The organism is Domibacillus sp. DTU_2020_1001157_1_SI_ALB_TIR_016, assembly GCF_032341995.1.
In the GTDB taxonomy this organism is placed as follows: Bacteria; Bacillota; Bacilli; order Bacillales; family Domibacillaceae; genus Domibacillus; species Domibacillus indicus_A.
In genome coordinates this window covers 1332146-1355012 of the sequence record NZ_CP135438.1, presented here as the reverse complement: position 1 = coordinate 1355012, position 22867 = coordinate 1332146, and the positions used below count along the sequence as shown (strand labels likewise).

Sequence of the window (22867 nt, the reverse complement as noted above, 5' to 3'; positions counted from 1 at the left end):
TCCTAACTGAAACTCATCCATGATGGAAATGGTGGCAGCGAACCTTGCAAAATGACGACAAATAAGTAGTAAACTCCTAGTGAGAACCCTCCAGCAATTAAAACAGATACCCAAACCTTTCCTTTCTGCATCGTTTGGAAACCAATGAGCAAAAACAAGAAAGTCGTAATCACGTACCCCAGTGTTTCTAAAAGTGCCGCATATAAAATGGCCGCAGTCAAGATAATGCCAAACCGCTTATAATCCAGTTTCGTACCGCTGTTTTTCACTTCTGTGTAGCGAAATGTCTCATAAACAAGACGGATGCTCAGCAAGATTAAGGCAATGCCTAAAGACATCGGAAAAATATTCGGACCAATTTCACTGCCATAGGCACTTTGAGAAAGTTTAAAGCTTTCCACTACAAACATGGCGCCGATCGCAAGAAATAGGATGCCTGCATAACGGTCAAATGTTTTGCTCATTGTTTTCCTCCTCCCTGTCTCGAAAAAAGCAGCAGCCCACCAGGGAATATTTTGCCGCTGCTTTTTTTCTCATTGCGGATCATTATTTTGCCATGCCGAGATCTTCGTAAATCTCTTTATACATCGCTTCTTCTTCTTCCATCAGCTTAATAAAGTCCTCGGATGCCATATAGCCATCCTGCCAGCCCTGCTTTTCAAGTTCTTTCTTCCAGGCTTCTGTATCTACCAGCTGGGCTACTTTTTCTTCCCAGTAGGCTTTCGCTTCTTCTGACATATCAGCCGGTCCGTAAATACCGCGCCAGTTGGTTAATTCGGCGTCTATGCCCTGCTCTTTGTACGTTGGAATCTCTGCAAATTCTCCTTCCAGGCGTTCAGGAGCAGAAATGCCTAAAATCTTCACTTTGCCGGCTTTTACATACTCGTATACGGAAGAGACATCAGAAGAAATAACGTCAGCGTTTCCGCCAAGCAGAGAAGTGAGCGCCTCTCCACCGCCATCAAAAGAAATATACTTAAGCCTTTTTACGTCTACGCCGGCTTTCATAGCCGGGTAAATCGCATTTAAGTGGTCAAAAGAGCCTGGACCGGAACCGCCCGCAAATGAGATAGACGTTGGATCTTTTTTCAAGTCCGCAAATAAAACTTCCAATGTGTCATATTTAGAATCTGCCGGGACTGCCAGTACATCGTATTCTGTCACCAGCCGGGCAATCGGCGTAATGTCCCGGAAAGACACCGGGCTGTTTCCTTCTTTCTTAATGTGATTCAAAATAAAGGGTGTAGACGCAATCAGCAGCCGGTAGTCGTTCCCTTTATCTTTATTGGCAAAATCAACTGTGCCGACAACTTGTCCGCCGCCTGGATTATTTTCAACGGTAATGGTACTGTCTACAATTCCTTCAGAAGAAAAAAGGTTGCTCAGCGCTCTTCCTGTTGTATCGAGCCCGCCTCCAGCACCGGATGGAACAGAAAAGGTTATCGCTTTTTCCGGATAGCTGCTGCCTGATCCGCCCTGTCCACCGGCAGCTTTTTCTCCTCCACTGTTACTGCAGGCGGCCGTTCCCAGCGTTAAAGCAGCAGCTAGAATAGGTACCATCAACTTTTTCATCAAAATCCCCCCAATTATTTATCTGAATAATCAGTAAAATTTCTTTGGTTCTTTTGTTCTGTTTTAAAAGCGACGGACTTGATTTGAAACGCTTATTTCTCCCTTAGTGTGCCTCTTACTCTCTTAAGTTTTGAAGAGAGCCAAGCCAAGCTCACCTGACTATTTTTTCAATCAACCTCTATTGAGGATTGAAGTATAGAACAAACCTCCTTTCACTTGTTGAGATAACGCTTTCATTTTTTTGTAAATGAAGATTTGTTTTCTCTGATTAAAGTGTACTCGATCCATAAATCCTTTGAAAAATAGTGATAATTCATGATTATGTATTCTAATTTTGAATAAAATCGCTCTTTCTTTGTTCCTAAGCTCTTTCTGATTTTTACTTTAGTACAGCCTTCTTAATATGCCGGCGGCGATACGTCTGGCACCATGAGCCGAAAGCTGGGCATTAAAGGCAACTTTATTTTGAACAAAATTGCAGTTGGTATCCCTTCTGGCCTTGCTTTTGGGCGGGATATGCTGGTCGTATTAAAATCAGTCAGTTTTGGTGAATCAGATTTTCTGATTAAAGCAATGGAGCATTTAAAAGAGTTGATGCTTCAGAAAAAGTAATAAACGAACGCTTTAAAATCAACAGCCCAATCAAGTGTATGACTGACTGGGCTGCTGGTTTTATATTGATTTATTCGTATTCTTTTTGAAACTCAACAGTGCTTCTTACAGTATCAATCGGCCGCACAAGCTTTTCAATCTGTTCACGTTTCGGCTCTAAAAATGGCGGCAACGAAAGCTTTTCACCGACTGTTTCGTACGGCTCATCGCCCATAAATCCAGGTCCATCCGTTGCAAATTCAAATAGAATCTGCGGTGCAACACGGGAATAAAGAGATTCGAAGAAGTAACGGTCTACGTAACCGGATGTCTGGAAGCCAAAGCTTTCAAGGCGGTCCGTCCATTCATCCAGCACGGCCCGGTCTTCTACACGGAAGGCTGCATGGTGAACAGTACCGTATCCCTGGCGCGCCTGCGGCAGCACCGTATTATGTTCTACAATAACCTGAGCCCCGTTTCCGCCTTCGCCTACCTCAAATAAATGCAGGGAACCTTCCGCTGCTATTTCCTTAAATAACAGCACCTGCTCCATCATTTGTTTGAAATACTTATAATCAGCAATGCGGACAAACAGAGGGCCTAAACCTGTAATCGCAAATTCTAAAGGGATTGGCCCTTTCTGCCAAGGCGTACCAGAAGCCACTCCTTTATTATGTTCATCTGAAACAAGCTGATAGTGCTGATCATCGAAATCAACAAACGAAAGTGTCTGTTTGCCAAACTGTTCTTTAATGCCTGTATGTTTCACGTTTAGGCGGTCAAATCGTTTGACCCAATAATCAAGCGCCGCATCGGTCGGTACCCGGAAAGACGTTTTTGAGATTTCATTTGTCCCATGCACGCCTTTTGGAATACCAGGGAAATCAAAGAACGTCATGTCGGTTCCAGGGCTTCCCTTATCATCAGCAAAGAACAAATGATACGTTTGAATATCATCCTGGTTTACCGTTTTTTTGACTAACCGCATACCTAGTACATAGGTGAAAAACTCATAATTTTTTTCTGCACTGCTTGTAATAGCTGTCACATGGTGAATGCCTTTTAAATGATTCATTTCTTTTTCCTCCTAACCAATTAGGTTCAATTATCTTCAATTCGAGATATAAACGTTAAAAAGATCTTTTCTCTTTATTTCATTCAAGCGATTGTGCTCGGTAGCCAATTCGTTTAATCAGTTCAATAGCAGTATGGAGTTCATCAGGTTTCAAGCCTTCAAATACCTTTCCCATCGTAAGTTCATGTTTAGGGAATATTCCCTCCATTAGCTCCCTGCCCTTTTGTGTAATTGCTGCATACGTGACACGGCGGTCTTTCGGACAGCCTCTTCGAACGGCATACCCTTTTTGTTCGAGTTTATCGACCACATATGTGATACTGCCGCTTGAAATTAATATTTTTTTGCCAATCACTTGAATCGGCTGATCGCCTTTATGGTACAGCAATTCCAAAACCGCAAACTCTGTTGGATTTAACCCATAGAGCGCTACATCTTTTCGAACGACGTCTTGAATCGCCTGGGAAGCACGCAAAATCACCGTAACGGCTTTTAGCTCATTATAAGTCTGTTCCATTATCATCACTTCTTCCCTTTATTTCGAAACGATAACCGATCTATTTAAAGTGATAAATTGCGATACCAGTCAGCAGCTGCTTCTACCTCAGTCAGCGTTAACTGGTGGCCGTGATTTTCCCAGTGAACGTCTACGGATGCGTTTGCTTGTTCCAGTAAAGATTGAAGCTGCTTTGATTCCATCGGGGCACAAATCGGATCATTCGTACCGGCTGCGATAAAAACGGACGTTCCAGTCAAATCAGGAAGCTCTATGCCTCTTCTAGGCACCATAGGGTGATGAAGAATCGCCGCCTTTAGTGCATGCTGATAATGGAAAAGCAAGCTTGCTGCAATATTGGCTCCGTTTGAATAGCCAATCGCAATGATATTATTTCGATCAAATTCGTACGTTTCAGCCGCTTCATCCAAAAATGCATTTAATTCTGTTGTGCGGAAAATAAGGTCTTCTTCATCGAATATCCCTTCCGCCAGTCTCCGGAAAAAACGCGGCATACCGTTTTCCAGTACGTTTCCTCTTACACTTAAAATGGAAGCCTCCTCATCTACTTTCCCGGCAAGAGGCAGCAGATCTAATTCGTTGCCACCTGTTCCGTGAAGCAGTAATAGTGTAGGCTTTGAGGGGTCTTTGCCTTTTTGAAAAAGGTGTTTCATTTCTGGTCTCCTTCCAAAACGCGAACCTCTACAAGAGGCAAGGTTTTTTCTAATTCTTGTCGTTTTGATTCCAGCCAGGACGGCAGCATCAGCTTCTGCCCCAGCTTCTCGATCGGTTCATCCACCGCAAAGCCTGGCGGGTCAGTGGCGATTTCAAACAAAATGCCACCCCCTTCGTGAAAATAAAGGGCTTTAAAGTAATGCCGGTCACGAATTTCGGTCGGATAGAAGTTCCTTTCCTCAAGAACCGCTCTCCATTTGAGAAGCTCTTCTTCATCTCTTGCTCTCCAGGCAATGTGGTGAACCGTTCCTGCTCCCATCAGCCCGCGGACAGAAGGAGTCAGCTTAATATCAACCGTGTTTCCAACCGATGCTTCTGATTTAAACCTCAGAAAGCCATCTTCCTGTCCCAGGCATTCGAAGCCCATTATGTTTTCAAGTACTTCCGCCGTTTTATGGGGCTGCACAGAAATTAACATCGCCCCGCTAAATCCTTGAACCGCCTTATCCGATGAAATACTACCAAAGGATCCGTTATGTGATGATACTTCTTCCCTTTCCACCAGTTCCAGTTCAAGGCCATCTGGATCTTGAAAAGCGATATGTTTTTCGCCAAAACGGACCGATGAAAAAATTTTTACACCAAACTTCTGTAACCGATTCTTCCAAAATTCCATTGAACCGGCTGGGATGCCAAAACTGATACTGCCCACCTGTCCTGTACCGATACGGCCTTTCGGCTGTTTAGCCCACGGAAAGAATGTAATGACTGTTCCCGGGTCTCCTGATCCGTTTCCAAAATACAGATGATATACTTCTGGTCGGTCAAAGTTGATTGTTTTCTTTACGAGCCGCAGCCCAAGCACCCCTGCGTAAAAATCAATCGTTCTTTGTGCATCGTTCACCATCGCAGTAATATGATGAATGCCCGCTGTATTTTGCATGTTGTACACCCCGTTTCTGCTTTTGTCAGCTTGGGCGGTCAATGGTAAAGATTTCGCCGATTTTTGCATAATCATTTCCCGCCAGCCTGCTTACAGCTCCTAATCCCTCTGGATTGATTCTGCCGTTTTCATAAATATCCATAGCAATGTGAAACTGCACGACTTTTCCGATGATCAAATCACACCCAGGAGCATCAGAGCCTCCTAGTTCCAATGACTGCTCCAGCAGGCATTCCATTCGAATTTTTGCTTCCTTTACGCCTGGAACGGAAATTTTCACACTTTCCACCGGCGTCAGCTGTGCCCGTTCTATTTCACTTTCCTCAGGAGAAAGGTTGGCAGCCGTTTCGTTCACTTTTTCTACGTTTTGTTCATCTACAATATGAACGACAAATTCTTTTGACTCGACAATGTTTCGGGCAGTATCTTTTCGTTCTCCCTGATTTCGTTGAATCGCTAAAGAAATCATCGGAGGGTTAGACGAAACAATATTGAAATAACTAAACGGGGCGCCGTTCAGCGTTCCTTCTTTTGACATCGACGTTACAAAAGCGATCGGTCTCGGGATAATGCTCCCTATTAGAAACTTGTAATTTTCTCGTTCTGTGTTTGCAGATGGGTCAATGGAAAGCAAAGCACTCACTCCAATCAGAATTTAATCGAGTTCTCTTACCTGGAAAGGGATCAGCACCCGTTCAATTTGTTGCCGGCGGGGTTCATACTGCTCCGGCAGCATCAGCTTTTCTCCCATCGTTTCAAATGTCTCATCATGCGCAAACCCTGGAGGATCGGTCGCAATTTCAAATAGGATTTCACCATGCTCTCTAAAGTAAATGGCATTAAAGTAATTTCTGTCCCGTACTGCCGTCACGCCATATCCGTTTTCAGCCACATATTTTTGCCACTCTAGCTGATCCTGATCATCTTCGGCGCGCCAGGCAATATGGTGCACAGTACCAACACCCATTGTTCCCCGCCCAATCGGCGTTCTTTTTAAATCAATGATATTTCCAATGTCGGCTGAAGACTGAAAACGCACGAAGTCTCCTTCTTCACTTACTTTTTTTAGCCCCATCACCTGCTCCAGTAAGTGAGCCGTTTTTTCCGGCTGGGCTGATAATAAAGTAGCCCCGCCAAACCCTTTAATGGCTGTGTCTGGTGTAATGTCTCCAAACTGCCATGTATTCTTTTCGCCTTCCTCCCGCTCCACAATCTCCAAATGAAGTCCATGAGGATCGTCGAATTCGAGGTATTGCTCCCCAAAGCGCTCCATTTTGGTAACCGGCACATTGAATTTCGCCAGCCGTTCTTCCCAAAATACGATCGCTCCTTTTGGAACAACATAAGAAGTGACCCCTACCTGGCCATCTCCTATCGTCCCCTGGCGGGCGCCTGCCCAAGGGAAAAATGTAATGATTGTTCCCGGTTTTCCGCCTTCATTGCCAAAGTAAAGGTGGTACGTTCCGGGGTCATCAAAGTTCACCGTTTGTTTAACGAGGCGCAGCCCCAGTACACCTGCGTAAAAATCAACGTTTTCCTGTGGATGGCCGACAATCGCTGTAATATGGTGAATGCCTGCTGTTTGTTTGTTCATTTTACCTGCTCCTTTTTGATGTGATTGGTTCGGTTTCGTTATGCACCGAATTCTTGATTGAACGACTTAGTAGTACGTCACAAATTCACTGACAGGTTTTCGGTACCCGCGCGGCTTTCTGCTCTCTGTCTTTTCTTTTCCAATCGTAATCATTAAAACGGGTTCATCTTCATCATGTATATTTAACAGCTCTCTTACCGCTTTAGGATCAAATCCAATCATCGGACATGTATCCCAGCCTTTTTCTTTGGCCGCTAGCATAAACAGCATGGCGGATAAAGAAGCATTCCGGATTGCTTCGTCCCGCTGAAATTCTCGTCCTCTTGATTCATAAAAGGAGACGGTATCTTCAACCATTTGATCATATTCTTGCTTGTTCACAATTCCAAGCATTTTTAAACCCTCGTAAATTTGTGAAGCCTGCTTAAATGCGCCTTTGTCTCCAAGCACAATAACCACGGCTGAAGCGCTTGACACTTTATATTGCCCGTAGGCAGCCGTTCTTATCTTTTCTTTCAGTTCTGGCTCCATTACGGTTATATATTTCGTATGCTGCAGATTAAAAGCCGATGGTCCCAGCTTGACGAGCGAGAAAATGTCATTTAATTCGTTTTTGGTAATGGGTGTATCAGCCAGGAAATTGCTCGCCGAGCGCCGTTCTTCTACTAATTGTGTAAACTCGGTCATTTTCACATCCCCCTTCGGATAAACATCTCGAATTCGAGATATTAATGTATAAAAGATGATAAACCTTCTGTTTTAAAATTGAGTAAGGGCAAGAACTTCTTTAAAAAATGCTGCTTTCTCTTTCTAAATAGTTACCACTTTAAAATAAATTATCTTGAATTCAAGATAAATATACCTGATTCTTTTCGGTCTGTCAACTGATTGTACTGAAAGATTTTTCATATTTCTTTCTGCCCTTCAAACTGAACCAGCTAAGCCGCATGTCAGACTCTTTTTTCTTTAGAATTAAAAAGACAGGCACAAATTTGTGCCTGCCTTTAAACTAACGACGATGCTGCACGAGGTCAATGGCGCCTAATACTATGTGGGCTATTCCAAAACCAAACACAGTGTTTGCAATGGCTTTATTGGTCCCGTCTCTTTGTCTTAGGGCATATCCAGTGGCCGTAACAGCTGAACCCAATACAGTTGGAATTAAACCTTCACGAACGTTCAATGGAATCTCCCTCCACATCGTAGTCAGCGGATGTATTCACACCCACGTGTATCATGTCAGAAAACTCGGACATGTATGTGTGTTGCGCTTTTTTCATAAAAAAACTGAAGTACGAGAACGTTATGTTCCTTGTACTTCAGCAGATATTACGCCTTCAATGCTCCGGATGCTTTCATAAACGTCCGTTGTATACCGCCGCTTTTCTACTTCGGCTTCCAGATACATGTTTTTGCAGTCATCTTCTAGATCTTTAAGCCGCAAATTTTTTACGTTCACGCCAGTTTGTTTAATACTTTTCAGCAAGAGAGTTAAATTCACGCTGTCTTCTACCTTAATTTTCACGTAGATTGGTTTCATCAAAAGTGTTTTTGGACCAAACAGCTTCATTAAAAACGGTATAATCTCAACCGCGAAAATCACGAGGATGACCATCACAACGGCTTCCAGGTAAAATTCTGCGCCGACCGCGATTCCTGTTGCCGCCGATGCCCAAACAATAGCTGCCGTTGTTAAGCCTGAAATCATTTCATTGCTCCGGCGTAGAATAACCCCCGCTCCGATAAAGCCGATACCCGAAATAATCTGAGCTGCAAGGCGCAGTGGATCCATCGGCCGGATCGCCGCTTCTGCATAACGAAAGCTTGATTCAATCGACACGATGGTAAGCAGGCAGGCTGCCGCAGCGATTACAATAGAAGTTTTCATGCCGACAGGCTTTCGTTTAAATTCCCGTTCAACACCGAGCAAGAAACCTAAAAAGGCCGCAAATGCAATTTTTCCAATCATCCATAGTTCCATCTCCCAGTCCATATCTTCCCCTCTTCTGTTCTTTATTTTAACTACACCTTTTAGAAGCCGCTTTGGCTTTTAGCCTGAATGCTTCCGCACGGTCCGTTACGTTTTTTCCTTTGTTTCCTAATGCTAATATTTATGCAAACCTGCGTTCACTTTTTCATCAGTTTTTGTATTTTACTTTGCCGTTTGGCTTAAAACCAACAGTAAATTTGAACTTTGTAAAAGAGAATGGGAAAGCTTTACAGTGTAAACACTACAAGCCTGCTGTACACATATCTTTTAGTATACGCCGCTTGACTATAGTAATCTATTACTACCTCAAGTACAATAAAGAATTTTTCCCAAGACCTTTTTCTTTTTATGAAAGAAATATAAAAAAGCCGCTCCGGAAAAAGGAAGCAGCTCAAACTTATGGAAAGCTAAACTGTTTTTTAGTGATTGATTTTACAATATTTTTCGGCTGTCGTAAAAACACCTAATTTTATCCGAGTGGCACTTCCTGTCTTAGTGAAACAATTTGCTTTGTCTCCTGTGACTCAAGTGCCGCTAAAATAATTTGCAGAGATTTCAAGCCTTCTTCGCCGCTGATAAGCGGTTCCTTGTTTTCCTGAATGCTTTCAATAAAATGATCAATTACATGCGAGTTTGTCTGCCCGCCTTCTTCATTGGTTTGGATTTTATCCAATTTATGATTCACTACATTACCGTTGCGGTATTCTTCAACGAGGGAATATTCCGGATCCGCTTCTAGACGAAGCACCCCCTTTTCTCCATAAATAATCGTAGAATTGTCGCCGCCCGAAACGTAGGCCCAGCTTGCAGAAAGCGTGCCGATAATGCCGCTCTCTGTTCTTAGAATACAAACCGCATTGTCATCCACTTCCGTGTTTTGTTTTGCATTTGTTTCAATGAACGCACCTACTTCTGAAAACTCGCCAAGCAAATAACGCATTAAATCTGATTTGTGTACGCCAAGATCGCCCATTGCGCCGATAAATGCCTGCTCTTTATTAAAAAACCAGCTTTCAGCTCCATCTACACTCCACGCTTCAGGCCCCGGATGGCCAAATGTTGCTTTAAAGCTGTAAATCTTTCCAAGCTTGCCGCTGCCGATGATCTCTTTTGCCGTCTGATGGGAAGACACGAAACGCTGGTTGTGGGCAATCATCAGCTTTTTATTGTTTACTTTTGCCGCTTCAATCATGGCTTCTGCTTCTTCTTTTGAAGTAGCCATCGGCTTTTCACATAAAACATGCTTGCCTGCATTTAGCGCATCAATGGATACAGGCGCATGCAGATAGTTAGGCAAACATACACTGACGGCATCAATATCATCAAGAGCTATTACCTCTTTATAATCGGTGTAGGCTTTAGCATCGTACATTGCTGCCATTTCTTCTGCACGTTCTGCCACAATGTCGCATACCGCTGCGACCTCTACCTGATTGTTCGCTTTATATTCAGGAAGATGACGATATTTTGCAATACTCCCACATCCGATAACCGCTACCCTCAATTTACTCATTCTCTTTTCCTCCCCAGTCTTATACTGCTGCATTTGGTTGTTTTATTAACGGCGGACAATTGCAGCTGCTTTCCATTATGTAATGCCTTCCCTGTTCGGATGACAGATGAATGCCATGCATAATTTCAAGAACGTGCAGTGCCATCTCTCCATTTGCGCGTGGTTGTCTGCCTGTTTCAATCGCTTCTGCCATATCTGCAAGTCCGATTCCACGCAGGTTATCGAAAGCATCTCCTTCTGGTTTGATTTCTTTCCATTCTTTTTCATCGTGTCTTTTCACTAAAACAGGCTGGTTGAAATGATTAGGATCCGGGAGGCTAATCGTGCCCTCTTCGCCGTAAATTTCAATGAATGGCGTGCGTGCTGCAGATACATCAAAGCTCGTTGTAATCGTTGCCGTGGCCCCATTTATAAAATCTAAAATTCCGGTAACATGAGTTGGAACCTGAACGGTAATTTTTTCTCCGTATTTTGCTTCACTTGTAATGGTACGCTCTGGGAACGTAATTCGAGCGGATCCAGTAATGCGGTTTACCGGACCCATCAGGCTGACAAGTGCCGTAAGATAATACGGACCCATATCAAACATCGGCCCGCCGCCTGCGTGGTAAAAAAATTCGGGATTCGGATGCCATGATTCAGGCCCCCGTGACATCATGAATGCGGTTGCACCAACTGGTTTTCCAATAACTCCATCTTTCATTAATTGGCCGGCAAGCTGAATGCTGCCGCCTAAAAAAGTGTCCGGTGCGGAACCGACTGTGACATTGTTTAAACGTGCAGCTTCCATAATCCTCTTTCCATCTTCCAATGAAACAGCAAGAGGCTTTTCTGAGTATACATGCTTCTTTTGTTCAATAGCTTCGAGTGCTACTGTTGCGTGAGCGTGTGGAACCGTTAAGTTCAAAATCATATCAATGTCCGGTGAAGCGATCATTTCCTCGACACTGTATACAGATTCAACACCATATTTACGAGCTGCTTCTTCGGCTTTTGCCTTGTCTAAATCCGCACAAGCAATAATATTAAACTGCGGAAAGCGGCGGCTATTTTCCAAATAAATGCCACTAATATTTCCACAGCCGATGACGCCAACATTTACTGCCATTCTTATCCCCCTTTTTAGTTGCCTGTAAGATGCGGCAGTTTCGTTTTTAAATAGTTAATGCTGATTTCAATACTTTCAAACGGAGACTTACGAGTCATATCTTGTTCTACTATCCACCACTCCACATTGGATTCTTCACCTGCTGCCAGGACCTCATCAAGATCCACACCGCCTGTGCCCAGCTCCGCAAAAAACTGCTCCTCATCTGTTGTCATATCTTTTAAATGAACGAGAGGTGTTCTTCCGTTATAACGACGAAGCCAGTCAATCGGCCGTTCCCCAGCTTTAGTCAGCCAATACACATCAAATTCTGCTTTTACATTTTTTGAGTCCGTATCATCAAAAATGGCTTCAAGCGCCGTCCGGCCATCTGATAAGCGGTCCAGTTCAAAATCGTGATTGTGATAGCAAAGCGTGATACCTTCCTGGCGGCATGTTTCCCCAGCTTCATTCAGCAAGGCAATAAGCGCCCTGTAATCTTCTTCACTTCGCTGGTCTGGCAGTAAATATGGGCAAACCACAAATTTACTGCCTAATGTTTTTTGATCTTCAATCACTTGTGCCAAATTTGTTTTCAATTCGTCCAACGGTACATGGCTTGAAGCGGCTTTTAGCCCCAGTTCATCCAGCAATGTACGGACTTCAGCAGCGGACAGCCCTCCATATCCTGCAAATTCAACACCATCGTAGCCAAGTTCTGCCACCTTTTTCAATGTGCCGGCAAAATCCTTCTCGCTTTCATCACGCAAAGTAAACATTTGAACCGCTACCGGAATCGCTTTCATTTTATTTCTCCTTTTCTTGTCATATGATTAATCTGACTACAGCATATAACGGACAATTAAAAATGAACATAAATGATATAATTAAAACATGTACAATTTTGCTATTATGTAAAAAAGCGAGTGAATGATATGGATATACATGTATGCGGTTACTCTTATCACACACAGGGGTTTTATTCTCAGCACAAACCTGGGTCTGCAAGTTATTTGTTTCGTTTGCAAACGGAAGGGTCATGTGAAGCCAAAATCAATGGGGAGAAACTTCTGATCAAAAAAGGGGATCTTTTAATGATTCATCCAGAGGACCACTACGAACTTTTTGTTAAAGAAAAGGTTGGCAGCGGGGATTATTACCTCATTTGCAACGACGCCTGGCTTGATGAATGGTGGTCCCGATCAGCAAAGCGGACAATTTCACACATTGGGATTAATGAAACCCTCATTTCCTTGTGGCAGAACATCATCATTGAAGAACGCAGGCCCTCATCCAGTGATAACCAAATGATCACCAGCTATTTGCTGCGGGCGCTTTGTCTATCTCTCGAACGGGCCTCCACTGAAACGAGTCCTGCTTTTTCTCGTCCCTACTCAGTGACACGTATGATGCGGTATATTGAGGAGCATGCACTGACAACATTCAAAGCAGACGATGTAGCACAACATGCAGGACTCAGTCTATCACGATCTGTCCATCTCTTTAAAAGCTGTGTTGGAAAAACGATGGTTGAATATGCTCAAGAGATCCGTTTGTCCTCTGCCATTGACCGAATGATATACACGAATATGACACTTGAACATATTGCGATCGAATGTGGATTTGGTTCTTATTCCTACTTTTGCAAAGTATTTAAGAAAAAGTATGGAACCGCACCCGGAGCATACAGAAGGTTAAGGTCAAACGTGGTCATTAACGATAATCAGACAGATTACTCTTGAAAAGGACAGAAGTAATGATAGAAACAAAATCATATGAACTTTGAAGCGGCCGATCGGCTGCTTTTTCTACTTTAATTAAGTGATAAACTGAGTAATTGTCTTTAATTGAACTGCCACCCACTTACCTAATTTTGGCGGTACTCCCATTTCCCCTTCTTAATTTTTAATTTCTTTTATTTATTTTTAAAATTTTATTAAATAGGGCTATTTTACAATCAGGTAGTTTTTATCATTTTAAAGTAATTAATCCTTTTATTTTAATTAAATATTAAATTTTATACATTAATTTTAATTTTTTATGAACTAAAACCCTTCTCTTTCCCCAATTTTGGTCTTTTGTTATATTTTCTGATTATTACGAAAAAAGGAACAATGTTCCTATGGATAGTAATGGTATAGAAACATTTTATTTACAATAATTAACTATAATATTCCATAGTTACGTTTAATATCTAAATTTTATAAAAGAAAGGAATGAACGCATGATCGCTTTAAGAAGATTTGAAGGATACAGCATCAGCCGGTTTCAAAGAGATCTGCTTGCTGGGTTGGTAGTAGGGGTTGTCGCAATTCCATTAGGAATGGCTTTTGCGATTGCTTCTGGTGTAAGACCGGAGTATGGATTGTACACGACCATTATTGCTGGCATTTTGGTTTCGCTTTTAGGAGGCTCCAAATTCCAGATTGCGGGTCCTACAGGAGCTTTTGTTCCTATTCTTTTTGCGGTTGTTTCCCAGTATGGATATGAAAATCTTCTGATTGCCGGATTCATGGCCGGAATCCTGCTTCTTCTGGCCGGTCTTTTGAAAGCAGGACGGTTTATTAAGTTCATTCCACGCCCTGTTACAATAGGATTTACAGCTGGCATCGCCGTCATTATTTTTTCCGGGCAAATTGCTAACTTTCTTGGTTTGCGAGACATTAAGAAACATGAAGAATTTCACTTAAACATGATAGAGATTATGCTGCACATTGGATCAGTTAATCCAATTAGCGTGCTGATTTCCTTCATCTGCCTGGGAACGATTATTTTAATGACAAAATATGTTCCTAAAATACCCGGGCCTCTGGCTGGCTTGCTAGTTTCAAGTGTTGTCGCCTTTTTCTTTTTTCGCGGTCAGGTAGAGACCATCGGCACGGCATTTGGATCGATTCCAAGCGGACTGCCGGCTTTTCAATTTCCAGCGATCACATGGGAAACAGTGATTATGCTCTTGCCTGCTGCGCTTGTAATTGCCGCCTTAGGAGGAATCGAGTCTCTTTTATCAGCCGTTGTGGCTGATAATATGAGTAAAGAAAAACACCATAGTAATAAAGAACTCGTTGGACAAGGAATTGCCAATATGGTGACCCCTTTGTTTGGCGGCATTCCCGCTACAGGTGCCATTGCCAGAACGGCAACCAATATTAAAAACGGGGCGGCTTCCCCTTTATCGGGCATTGTGCATGGCCTTGTCGTGCTGCTCGTCGTGCTTTTGTTAGCTCCTTACGCTTCCCATATTCCAATGGCGAGCATGGCGCCGATTTTAATGTTCGTGGCCTGGAATATGAGTGAACGAAAAGAATTCCGTCACATTGTACAAACAAGAAGTGCAGATTCAGCTGTCCTGATTGTTACATTTTTGTTAACAGTTTTCACCGATTTAACGACTGGGGTAGGAGCCGGATTACTATTGGCTCTGCTAATGTTTGTGGTTAAAATGAGCCGCGGCTTAAAGGTCTCTAAAGTACTTCCGGATCCAGAAGACAAATTGGTAAAGCCAGAAATGGTTGCTCAAGGTAAAAACTGTCCTCAAATCGGCATGTATACCATTGAAGGGCCGTTGTTTTTTGGATCAACTGAAAAGTTTGAAGAAGCGATTGACCACATTTTAGAGTCAAAACCAAAAGTGCTGCTGCTGCGCATGAGCAACGTTTCTTTTATTGACACCTCGGGTGAAGCGCTTCTTGTTTCCATTGCCAATCAGTTGAAAGAACAAGGCGGACAACTGCTGCTGTCAGGATTGAAACGACAGCCGAAAGAATTGCTTTCAAGCACTGGTTTTTATCAGCATCTCGGTGAAGAATATTTCTTTGACCGTACCGGAAAAGCGTTAAACTATGCGTTAGCTCGTTTAAATGCCGGAACGTGCCTCGGCTGCAGACAGCGTGCCTTTAAAGAATGTGCCCAGCTTTCCAAACAGCCGGCCGGGCAGGTAAAGCAAGCGCGTAAAGGGTTAGCTGTTACTTAAAAATTTTCCATGCTTTCTTTGATTGCAATTGAAAAAGCTGGCCAGAATTGATCTGACCCAATAAAGTTAGACAAAAAGTTTAGGCAGCTTCCAAGACCTGAGTCCGGTATTCTATTGGACTTAGGTCATTTAATTTTGCCTTCATTCGTTTGTGATTGTAATAATAAATATACTCTTCTAATTCTCGTTCAAAATGTTCCATACTCTCAAACTCTTGTAAGTAAAGAAGTTCTGATTTTAATAAGCCAAAGAAATTTTCCATGACTGCGTTGTCTAAACAATTTCCCTTACGGGACATGCTTTGACGAATACCATATTCTTTTAATTTTTTTTGGTATTTGGCCATCTGATAATGCCAGCCTTGATCTGAATGAAGGATGACCTTATCTTCAGGCTGTATTCGCTTCACTGCTTCTTCTAACATCTCTTCAACCAGTGAATAAACAGGACGTTTCATCACTTTATACGCAATAATTTCCCCATTACATAAGTCTAGAACAGGAGATAAAAATCGTTTTTCTCCAAACAAGTGAAATTCCGTTACATCGGTTACCCATTTTTCATTCATGTTTTCTGTGCTGAAATCGCGATTCAGTATGTTGGGGGCGATTTTACCTACTTTTCCACGATATGAACGGTATTTTTTCATACGCACTTCACATTTTAAGCCCATCTCATTCATTAAGCGATGAATGGTCTTTGGGTCATGGTGAATGTGCCTTTTCGTTAATTCTTTGTGAATACGGCGGTAGCCATAACGACCTTTATGTTCATGATAAACGGCCTCAATGACCTCTTTTACACTCACATATTTATCTTCTCGATTTAATTGTTTTTCCCAGTAATAATATGTACTGCGTGGAATGTCAGCGACTTTAACTAATTCCACGATATCAAATTCATTCTTTAGCTCAAAAATTACTTGCGCTTTGACTTTGTTTGTAATTTTTCCTGTCCTTGAACTAAAGCGTTCAACTTTTTTAAGTAGGCGTTCTCCATGCGTAAACGCTCATTTTCAGCCTGAAGAGCCTCCATTGATCCTTCAACTGGTAATTGTTTTTTAACAGTAGATTTTGTTTCTTTTTTCATGAATGATCGCCCCTTTTTCTTTGGATACAGGGCATCCATTCCTCCAGTCTCAAATAACTTTCGCCAGTTTCGGATCAAGCCTGGTGAAGAAATATTGAAAATGGCAGCTGCGTCATAAGAGGATGTACCCGTGTCTTTCATATACTTGAGTACATTAAGTTTAAACTCCACAGAATAGCTTGTATAGGATTTTAAAAACCCTTCTGCACCGAATTGTTCATAAAGACGAATCCATCCACTTAAGATTGGAGAACTGACTCCGGCTTCTTCAGCAATTGTATAAATACTTTCATTTCTTTTTAAATACCTTAATACAATTTGAATCTTTTCTTCCATTGTAAATTTGGCCATAAAAACACCCCGTAAATGTTAGTTTGGTGTCTAACATTTACGGGGCAGTTCAAATCCTCAGGCCAGCTTTTTTACTTTATGATACCGGCGAACATATCCATAAAGGTTTCTCCGCCTCTTTAGAACATTCCAATAAAACCTTCTGCGAACTTAACCAGGAAGTCTATCTCTTTTCCCACCCGCAATTTCTTTTTTTTGTAAAACGCTCACATTATACTACTCATTCAAATTTGAATGAGTCAAGTTTCATTAGAACGGAAAATAGAAAGGGTTAGTTTTTATCCTGTTCCGCAACAAGGTCTTTCGCTGTTTCCTCGTCTGTGATCAGCACGTCGATCAGTTTTCCTTTTAAGGCTGCTTGTATAGATTGTACTTTTTCTTTGCCGCTCGCTACTCCAATAACAAGAGGAATATCTTTTAGCTTCTCAGCCTCAAAAGCAATAATTCGTTCATTCCAAGTACTTTGAGAAGTTGTTCCATTTTTGCTGATAAAGTTATAGCATATATCTCCTGCAATATCCTGATCAGCAAAATGATTTTGATGCTCCTGTCCAAGATAAGACTGTACCATTGTGGAATGTTCAGGCGTTCCGCCAATGCCGACAACCGCAATATCGGACTGAGCAGCAAGATCAAATACACTTTTAATAGAAGACTGGCTCATAAATACCTTTTTGGCTTCTTTAGAATCCACCATAACTGGTGTGTGAAGCAGCTTATATTCCGCATGCAGCTGTCCAGCCATCGTCGCTACAATATGATTCGCATGAATATCTACACGTTCATTCCCCATTCCGCCCACAAGCGGGACAAACCGAACAGAAGGATATGTTTGGTTGGAAGTCATTGCTTTTGCTACTTCAAACAGTGTGGTTCCCGACGAAACACCAATTACCTGACCATCCTGCATAATGCGCAGCAAATACTTGGCTGCTGCCGCACCGAGCCTGCTTTTAGACGATTCCCCGCCAAAACTCGGAATACATACCACTTCCCGAATGCCATAAGAACGTTCCACCTGCATTTCCAGCTGGCGAAACGGATGAATAACATCATCGTGAATGATAATTTTCACAATGCCCTGCTCTTTTGCCTTTGCTAAATATTTTGAAATCAATGAGCGGCTTACGCCCATTTCTTTTGCAATTTCTGATTGTGTGGCTCCTTCTTCGTAATACATGTGTGCCATTTTCACTAGAGCCCGCCGGTCTTCAATAAACGTCATTGTTCCTACCCCTTTGATATGCTGATTAAGCAGGGAGCCATGTTTCCATGAGCGTACCCTCCCTGCCCATTATACAAGTTGTTTAGCATAATCTGCTATGGAAGATTGTCTGTTACAAAGTAATAAGGCTCGAAAGAAGCTCTTTTTGCAGGCCGTCTTCCGGGAATAAATGATTTTGAAGCTCTCTTAGTTTCCAAACCGTCGTGCTTGGATTAAGTTCTACATCATCTGTCCCTGGACTAAAAAGATTTTAATATAGCAATTTTTATTGATGAGTTTAAAAAAGTGCCTGGATGAAATAAATCGCTGTTCTCCCTTTCACTTTAAATCAGAGCTCATCGCATAAATTGCCATTGCATCTTCTGAGCTATTTTGTGTTAAAAAATGAGGTTGTGTTAAAAATTAATATGCGATATATTGGTTTTATGGAAAAAAATATAATAAAACCTATTAAGCGTTTGTCCCTTAGAGATGAAGTGTACGAAACGTTAAAAAAATCGATTGTCACATTAGAATTTCAGCCGGAAGAACGGCTGCACGACAAAAAATTAGCTGAACAGTTTGGCATTAGCCGTACTCCTGTCAGGGAGGCGCTAAAACGCCTGGAAGATGAAGGGCTGGTAGAATCACTTCCCGGTTCTTCTACACGTGTGGCTCCACTAAATGTAGAGGAAGCGAAGCACGCTTTTACTGTGGTAGCTGTTTTACATGCCCTCGCCGCCCGGCTCGCGTGCCCTTTATTGAATCAAGCTGATATGGAAGCTTTAAAATCAATCAATAAAACGCTGCAGCTTTCAATTGAAAAAGGAGATGTGATTGGAGCAATTGAAGCAGATACCGCTTTTCACAAGGTATTTTTGGATGCGGCCGGAAATCCTGAAATTATCCTGGCCTTAGAACGCAGCGAGCCAAAAATTCACCGTTTAGAGATTTCACAATTCGCTACATTAAAAGCATTAAACTCGATCGATCAGCACAATCAGATTATATTAGCATGTGAAAATCAACAGTTTGAAAAAGCGGTTCATCTTGTAGAGGAAAACTGGCTAAGTCTTGGAACACTGCTTACACAGCAAACAGCATCGAGGTGATAGTCATATGAAGCCTATTTTTCTTGGAATTTGCGCTGCTTTCTTTTTTGCTTTTACTTTTGTGCTTAATGCATCCATGGAGCTGTCCGGCGGCAGCTGGATATGGAGTGCATCGCTCCGCTACATTTTTATGGTACCCTTTCTTTTATGTATTGTGATGATAAGAAAAAATTTACGTCCGCTCCTGGTGGAAATGAAAAAGCAGCCCGGAACATGGCTTTTATGGAGCTTTATTGGGTTCGGCCTTTTTTATGCTCCGTTATGTTATGCCGCTGCTTATTCACCGGGCTGGCTGATCGCCGGAACGTGGCAAATTACCATTATTTCCGGCGCTTTACTTGCCCCTTTATTTTTTGAAACAGTGTATACAAAGGACGGTCCTTTGCAGGTAAGGGGAGAAATTCCTTTTAAAGGCTTGATCATGTCACTCATTATTTTGCTGGGAATTTTATTCATGCAAATGGAACACGCAAAGCAGTTTTCTGCCGAAAACATATTGCTGGGTGTGGTTCCTGTTCTGATCGCCTCATTTGCCTATCCTTTAGGAAACCGGAAAATGATGGACGTATGTGAAGGACGACTGGATGCTTTTCAGAGGGTGTTAGGCATGACCATGGCCAGTCTTCCATTCTGGCTTCTGCTTTCTTTGTACGGCTTTTATACCGTCGGCCTGCCAAGCAAAGAACAAAATCTCCAATCTTTATTAGTGGCCCTTTGTTCAGGTGTGATTGCAACAGTACTGTTTTTTAAAGCAACGGATATGGTAAGAGGAAATATGCAAAAGCTGGCTTCAGTTGAAGCCACACAATCGATGGAAGTTCTTTTTGCTTTAGCCGGGGAGCTTCTGTTTTTAGCAATTCCTGCTCCTTCTATGTTAGCTTGGTGTGGTATCCTTTTTGTAATTATCGGAATGATTTCACACAGCTATATTTCACATAGAAACGAAGAAAACCCTGTTAAACAGTCAACAACTGTTTAACAGGGTTTTCTTCGTTTCTTCTGCAGGCAAAATTATCGTGTCAGCATGCTTAGTTACTTTCCTTTGAAAGTTCGTCTATTGGTTCTTTTGGTGACAAAACGTTTTCCACCTCTTCTACTACAATATCATCGTTTACCTGGAAGGAAGCAGTTCCTTTAATATTTTCGGAAGAAGCACCGACTTTTACCGTATACGTCCCTTTTTCTACAATCCAGGCAGACTTATCTTCGTCAAAAGAAGCAAGCGACTTGGCATCAAGCTCAAATATCATATTTTCTTTCTTACCTGGCTGAAGCTCTTTTGTTTTGCCGAATGCTTTCAATTCCAGTGCTGGCTTTTCCAGCTTTCCATCTGGTGCGGACACATAAACTTGAACCGCTTCTTTTCCTGCTGTTTTACCCGTGTTTTCTACTGTGGCAAAAACTTTTATTTTTTTGTTAAATTCTTTTTGGTTCACTCGAATGTTACTATAATCAAATGTTGTATACGACAGGCCATAGCCAAATTCGTAAGCAGGCTTTACATTAAATGTTGAATGGTAACGGTAGCCGACGTAAATCCCTTCTTCATAGACCACTTTTTCTGGATTTTCAGCCGGGTCACCCGGGAAGTTATCTGCTGAAGGTACATCACTATAAGCAACTGGGAATGTGGTTGCAAGCTTTCCTGACGGATTCACGGCTCCTGACAGCACATCTGCTACTGCACCCCCGGCTTCCTGTCCAGGCTGCCAGGCTAGAAGAATGCTGTCCACTTTATCTCTCCAGCTGGCCATTTCAACCGGTCCGCCAATATTTAGGACAACCGCCACTTTCTTGCCTTCCTTATGATAAGCTTCTGCTACTTCTGCAATCATCGCCTGCTCTTGATCTGTCAGAAGGTAATCCCCTTTCTCATTTTTTCGGTCTGCGCTCTCGCCAGAATTTCTTCCAATCACAATAACCCCGGTATCCGTTTCCTTTACCGTTGACTGAATTTCGTCTGCTGCCAGTGTCTTTTCTGGAATCGGCGGCGTCAGCTTTCCAAAGTCGCTTCCCCATGGACTGTCGACAATTTTATACTCATCCATACTTCTCAAGTTTGCTATATAAGTTTTATAGCTGTTCAGCAAATCTTGATTTAGATGAAAGCCCGCTTCCTCTAATCCATCCGCAATAGAGGCGGTGTAGGCTGCATTAACATCTCCGCTTCCGGTACCTCCTTTAATCGTTTCAATTTGTGTGTTTCCAAACAACCCTACTTTTTCTTTTGAACGAAGAGGTAATGTTCCATTTTCATTTTTCAGCAATACCATGCCTTGAGCCGCGGCTTGCCTTCCCACTTTAGCGTGTGCCTGTAAATCCGGCTGACTGGAGTACTCATATCCTTTAAAAGTCGGTGTTTCAATTACCACTTGCAGAATTCGTTTAATATTACGGTCAAGTACTGCTTCATCTAACAGTCCATTCATTACCGCAATAGCAATCGCCTCCGCTTGTCCCATACCTGGCATAATCAGGTCATTGCCCGCTTTCATCTGCTCAACTGGGTCCGTCCCGGCGAACCAGTCTGTCATGACAAACCCTTTGAATCCCCAGTCATTTCGAAGCACATTGGTAAGCAGATCGTTATTTTGAGAAGCCGGCAGGCTATTTAGCTTGTTATAAGAGCTCATCACGGCCCACGGCTGAGCTTCTTTTACGGCCGTTTCAAACCCTTTTAGGTAAATCTCTCTTAGAGCTCTCTCTGAAACTACTGTATCAATCGTCATCCGGTTGGTTTCCTGGTTATTCGCTGCAAAGTGTTTGATTGTAGCTCCGACCCCGTTTGATTCTACTCCATTTACAAGAGCCGCTGTCATTTTGCCAGCCACCAGCGGGTCTTCTGAAAAATATTCAAAGTTGCGGCCATTTAACAAGTTTCGATGAATATTAAGAGCAGGAGCAAGAAAAATATCAATCCCGTATTCTTTTACTTCATTTCCCTGTGCTTGCCCCACTTTTTGCACGATCTCTGTATCCCATGTGGAAGCCAGAGATGTGGCAATCGGAAAAGCCGTCGCATAGTAGGTTTTCTCGTCACCTGCTCTTGTTGGACTAATTCTCAGCCCGGCCGGTCCATCGGCCATCAGCAAGCTTGGTATACCAAGACGCGGAATGCCATACGTTTGTCCAACCGCACCGGCCACTCTTGCTTTTGGTGTGCCGAACATACCAGGCATGCCGGTCCCTACTACAAGTTTTGCTTTTTCCTCCAGGGTCATAGCTTGAATAACAGAATCGATTGATTGTGCGTTTATTAATTGAGGTGTTTCAGTCTGGGAGTCAGCAGAGACAGCGGCCTGAAGGGATTCTGCTGCAGATGTTTGTGCATAAGCCATTCCTCCAGCGTTAGAAGTAACCAATAACACGCCGACTGCAGATAAAGCGGCGAACCGTTTCAGCTGTGATGTCTTTTTGATTTTCTTCAATTGTTTTCCCATTATGATACCTCCCATTTTTAAGTTCCCCTGCTTAAAAGTAGTTTTTCGCTTCACAAACTGCTGTTTTAAACACAGATACGCTAAACCTTTCTGAAAACTGCCTAAATATAGGAATAAACATAACAGCCGTTGAACAAATCACCCTGCTTCTTATGAGAGGTC

The 22867-nt window shown here is 42.5% G+C and carries 21 protein-coding genes and 1 pseudogene; 5 read left to right on the top strand and 17 right to left on the bottom strand.

Features of this window, described 5'->3' with window-relative positions; genetic code table 11:
• Positions 1-2 precede the first annotated feature (2 nt).
• Complete coding sequence (locus tag RRU94_RS06360) at positions 3-464, bottom strand: tripartite tricarboxylate transporter TctB family protein (protein ID WP_315690949.1); 462 nt, start codon at positions 462-464, stop codon at positions 3-5.
• Between the two features lie 82 nt (positions 465-546).
• Positions 547-1572, bottom strand: coding sequence for a Bug family tripartite tricarboxylate transporter substrate binding protein (locus RRU94_RS06355; RefSeq protein ID WP_315690948.1), 1026 nt, complete (start codon positions 1570-1572; stop codon positions 547-549).
• A gap of 417 nt (positions 1573-1989) precedes the next feature.
• On the opposite strand from RRU94_RS06355, the pseudogene RRU94_RS06350 reads away from it, so the two are divergent.
• A pseudogene (locus tag RRU94_RS06350) lies at positions 1990-2184 on the top strand (four-carbon acid sugar kinase family protein); the annotation flags it as partial.
• Positions 2185-2254: 70 nt separating this feature from the next.
• On the opposite strand, the gene RRU94_RS06345 reads toward RRU94_RS06350, so the two are convergent.
• The 12 genes from RRU94_RS06345 to RRU94_RS06290 form a co-directional block, all read right to left on the bottom strand.
• Positions 2255-3238, bottom strand: a complete 984-nt coding sequence (locus RRU94_RS06345; RefSeq protein ID WP_315690947.1) for a ring-cleaving dioxygenase — start codon at positions 3236-3238, stop codon at positions 2255-2257.
• Between the two features lie 79 nt (positions 3239-3317).
• Complete coding sequence (locus RRU94_RS06340; RefSeq protein ID WP_315690946.1) at positions 3318-3755, bottom strand: MarR family winged helix-turn-helix transcriptional regulator; 438 nt, start codon at positions 3753-3755, stop codon at positions 3318-3320.
• 44 nt (positions 3756-3799) lie between these two features.
• Complete coding sequence (locus RRU94_RS06335; protein WP_315690945.1) at positions 3800-4408, bottom strand: alpha/beta hydrolase; 609 nt, start codon at positions 4406-4408, stop codon at positions 3800-3802.
• Positions 4405-5352 (bottom strand): ring-cleaving dioxygenase, encoded by a 948-nt coding sequence (locus RRU94_RS06330; protein WP_315690944.1) that lies wholly within the window; start codon positions 5350-5352, stop codon positions 4405-4407. Before RRU94_RS06330 ends, RRU94_RS06335 begins: the two co-directional genes overlap by 4 nt.
• Before the next feature lie 25 nt (positions 5353-5377).
• On the bottom strand, positions 5378-5986 hold the full coding sequence (locus RRU94_RS06325; RefSeq protein ID WP_315690943.1) for a flavin reductase family protein: 609 nt from the start codon (positions 5984-5986) through the stop codon (positions 5378-5380).
• A gap of 21 nt (positions 5987-6007) precedes the next feature.
• Entirely contained in the window at positions 6008-6946 is a 939-nt protein-coding gene (locus RRU94_RS06320; RefSeq protein WP_315690942.1) for a ring-cleaving dioxygenase, read from the bottom strand.
• A 66-nt stretch (positions 6947-7012) separates the two neighbouring features.
• Positions 7013-7633: a nitroreductase family protein gene (locus RRU94_RS06315; RefSeq protein WP_315690941.1), complete on the bottom strand. Its 621-nt coding sequence runs from the start codon at positions 7631-7633 to the stop codon at positions 7013-7015.
• A gap of 322 nt (positions 7634-7955) precedes the next feature.
• Complete coding sequence (locus tag RRU94_RS06310) at positions 7956-8129, bottom strand: asparagine synthase (RefSeq protein ID WP_315690940.1); 174 nt, start codon at positions 8127-8129, stop codon at positions 7956-7958.
• A 120-nt stretch (positions 8130-8249) separates the two neighbouring features.
• Positions 8250-8939 (bottom strand): MgtC/SapB family protein, encoded by a 690-nt coding sequence (locus tag RRU94_RS06305; protein WP_315690939.1) that lies wholly within the window; start codon positions 8937-8939, stop codon positions 8250-8252.
• 466 nt (positions 8940-9405) lie between these two features.
• Positions 9406-10449, bottom strand: a complete 1044-nt coding sequence (locus RRU94_RS06300) for a Gfo/Idh/MocA family protein (protein ID WP_315690938.1) — start codon at positions 10447-10449, stop codon at positions 9406-9408.
• Positions 10450-10468: 19 nt separating this feature from the next.
• Positions 10469-11557: a Gfo/Idh/MocA family protein gene (locus RRU94_RS06295; protein WP_315690937.1), complete on the bottom strand. Its 1089-nt coding sequence runs from the start codon at positions 11555-11557 to the stop codon at positions 10469-10471.
• A gap of 14 nt (positions 11558-11571) precedes the next feature.
• A complete protein-coding gene (locus RRU94_RS06290; RefSeq protein WP_315690936.1) occupies positions 11572-12342 on the bottom strand; it encodes a sugar phosphate isomerase/epimerase family protein in 771 nt (256 codons plus the stop codon).
• 129 nt (positions 12343-12471) lie between these two features.
• Between RRU94_RS06290 and RRU94_RS06285 the strand changes: the two genes are divergently transcribed.
• The gene (locus RRU94_RS06285) at positions 12472-13278 is read left to right on the top strand and encodes an AraC family transcriptional regulator (protein ID WP_315690935.1); all 807 of its coding nucleotides are present in this window, start codon (positions 12472-12474) and stop codon (positions 13276-13278) included.
• Between the two features lie 482 nt (positions 13279-13760).
• Positions 13761-15509 (top strand): SulP family inorganic anion transporter, encoded by a 1749-nt coding sequence (locus RRU94_RS06280; RefSeq protein ID WP_315690934.1) that lies wholly within the window; start codon positions 13761-13763, stop codon positions 15507-15509.
• Between the two features lie 79 nt (positions 15510-15588).
• Here the strand turns inward: RRU94_RS06280 and RRU94_RS06275 are convergent.
• A protein-coding gene (locus RRU94_RS06275) for an IS3 family transposase (protein ID WP_315690933.1) occupies positions 15589-16949 on the bottom strand; the annotation gives its coding sequence in 2 pieces (ribosomal slippage) (positions 15589-16493 and positions 16493-16949; 1362 coding nt in all).
• Between the two features lie 271 nt (positions 16950-17220).
• Positions 17221-18174, bottom strand: a complete 954-nt coding sequence (locus RRU94_RS06270) for a sugar-binding transcriptional regulator (protein ID WP_315690932.1) — start codon at positions 18172-18174, stop codon at positions 17221-17223.
• Positions 18175-18599: 425 nt separating this feature from the next.
• Here RRU94_RS06270 and RRU94_RS06265 point away from each other — a divergent pair, with 425 nt between their 5' ends.
• Positions 18600-19265 (top strand): GntR family transcriptional regulator, encoded by a 666-nt coding sequence (locus RRU94_RS06265; protein ID WP_315691957.1) that lies wholly within the window; start codon positions 18600-18602, stop codon positions 19263-19265.
• Between the two features lie 7 nt (positions 19266-19272).
• Positions 19273-20244 (top strand): DMT family transporter, encoded by a 972-nt coding sequence (locus RRU94_RS06260; RefSeq protein ID WP_315690931.1) that lies wholly within the window; start codon positions 19273-19275, stop codon positions 20242-20244.
• 49 nt (positions 20245-20293) lie between these two features.
• Here RRU94_RS06260 and RRU94_RS06255 read toward each other — a convergent pair whose 3' ends face one another.
• Positions 20294-22705 (bottom strand): glycoside hydrolase family 3 C-terminal domain-containing protein, encoded by a 2412-nt coding sequence (locus tag RRU94_RS06255; protein WP_315690930.1) that lies wholly within the window; start codon positions 22703-22705, stop codon positions 20294-20296.
• Positions 22706-22867: the final 162 nt, after the last annotated feature.

Bases quoted from the DNA above. Each gene is read 5' to 3' on its own strand.
- RRU94_RS06280 (WP_315690934.1), top strand. From the start codon at position 13,761: ATGATCGCTTTAAGAAGATTTGAAGGATACAGCATCAGCCGGTTTCAA.
- RRU94_RS06340 (WP_315690946.1), bottom strand. From the start codon at position 3,755: ATGGAACAGACTTATAATGAGCTAAAAGCCGTTACGGTGATTTTGCGT.
- RRU94_RS06345 (WP_315690947.1), bottom strand. From the start codon at position 3,238: ATGAATCATTTAAAAGGCATTCACCATGTGACAGCTATTACAAGCAGT.
- RRU94_RS06300 (WP_315690938.1), bottom strand. From the start codon at position 10,449: ATGAGTAAATTGAGGGTAGCGGTTATCGGATGTGGGAGTATTGCAAAA.
- RRU94_RS06265 (WP_315691957.1), top strand. From the start codon at position 18,600: ATGGAAAAAAATATAATAAAACCTATTAAGCGTTTGTCCCTTAGAGAT.
- RRU94_RS06355 (WP_315690948.1), bottom strand. From the start codon at position 1,572: ATGAAAAAGTTGATGGTACCTATTCTAGCTGCTGCTTTAACGCTGGGA.
- RRU94_RS06270 (WP_315690932.1), bottom strand. From the start codon at position 18,174: ATGACGTTTATTGAAGACCGGCGGGCTCTAGTGAAAATGGCACACATG.
- RRU94_RS06255 (WP_315690930.1), bottom strand. From the start codon at position 22,705: ATGGGAAAACAATTGAAGAAAATCAAAAAGACATCACAGCTGAAACGG.
- RRU94_RS06330 (WP_315690944.1), bottom strand. From the start codon at position 5,352: ATGCAAAATACAGCGGGCATTCATCATATTACTGCGATGGTGAACGAT.
- RRU94_RS06285 (WP_315690935.1), top strand. From the start codon at position 12,472: ATGGATATACATGTATGCGGTTACTCTTATCACACACAGGGGTTTTAT.
- RRU94_RS06360 (WP_315690949.1), bottom strand. From the start codon at position 464: ATGAGCAAAACATTTGACCGTTATGCAGGCATCCTATTTCTTGCGATC.
- RRU94_RS06290 (WP_315690936.1), bottom strand. From the start codon at position 12,342: ATGAAAGCGATTCCGGTAGCGGTTCAAATGTTTACTTTGCGTGATGAA.
- RRU94_RS06260 (WP_315690931.1), top strand. From the start codon at position 19,273: ATGAAGCCTATTTTTCTTGGAATTTGCGCTGCTTTCTTTTTTGCTTTT.
- RRU94_RS06335 (WP_315690945.1), bottom strand. From the start codon at position 4,408: ATGAAACACCTTTTTCAAAAAGGCAAAGACCCCTCAAAGCCTACACTA.
- RRU94_RS06320 (WP_315690942.1), bottom strand. From the start codon at position 6,946: ATGAACAAACAAACAGCAGGCATTCACCATATTACAGCGATTGTCGGC.
- RRU94_RS06305 (WP_315690939.1), bottom strand. From the start codon at position 8,939: ATGGACTGGGAGATGGAACTATGGATGATTGGAAAAATTGCATTTGCG.
- RRU94_RS06295 (WP_315690937.1), bottom strand. From the start codon at position 11,557: ATGGCAGTAAATGTTGGCGTCATCGGCTGTGGAAATATTAGTGGCATT.
- RRU94_RS06315 (WP_315690941.1), bottom strand. From the start codon at position 7,633: ATGACCGAGTTTACACAATTAGTAGAAGAACGGCGCTCGGCGAGCAAT.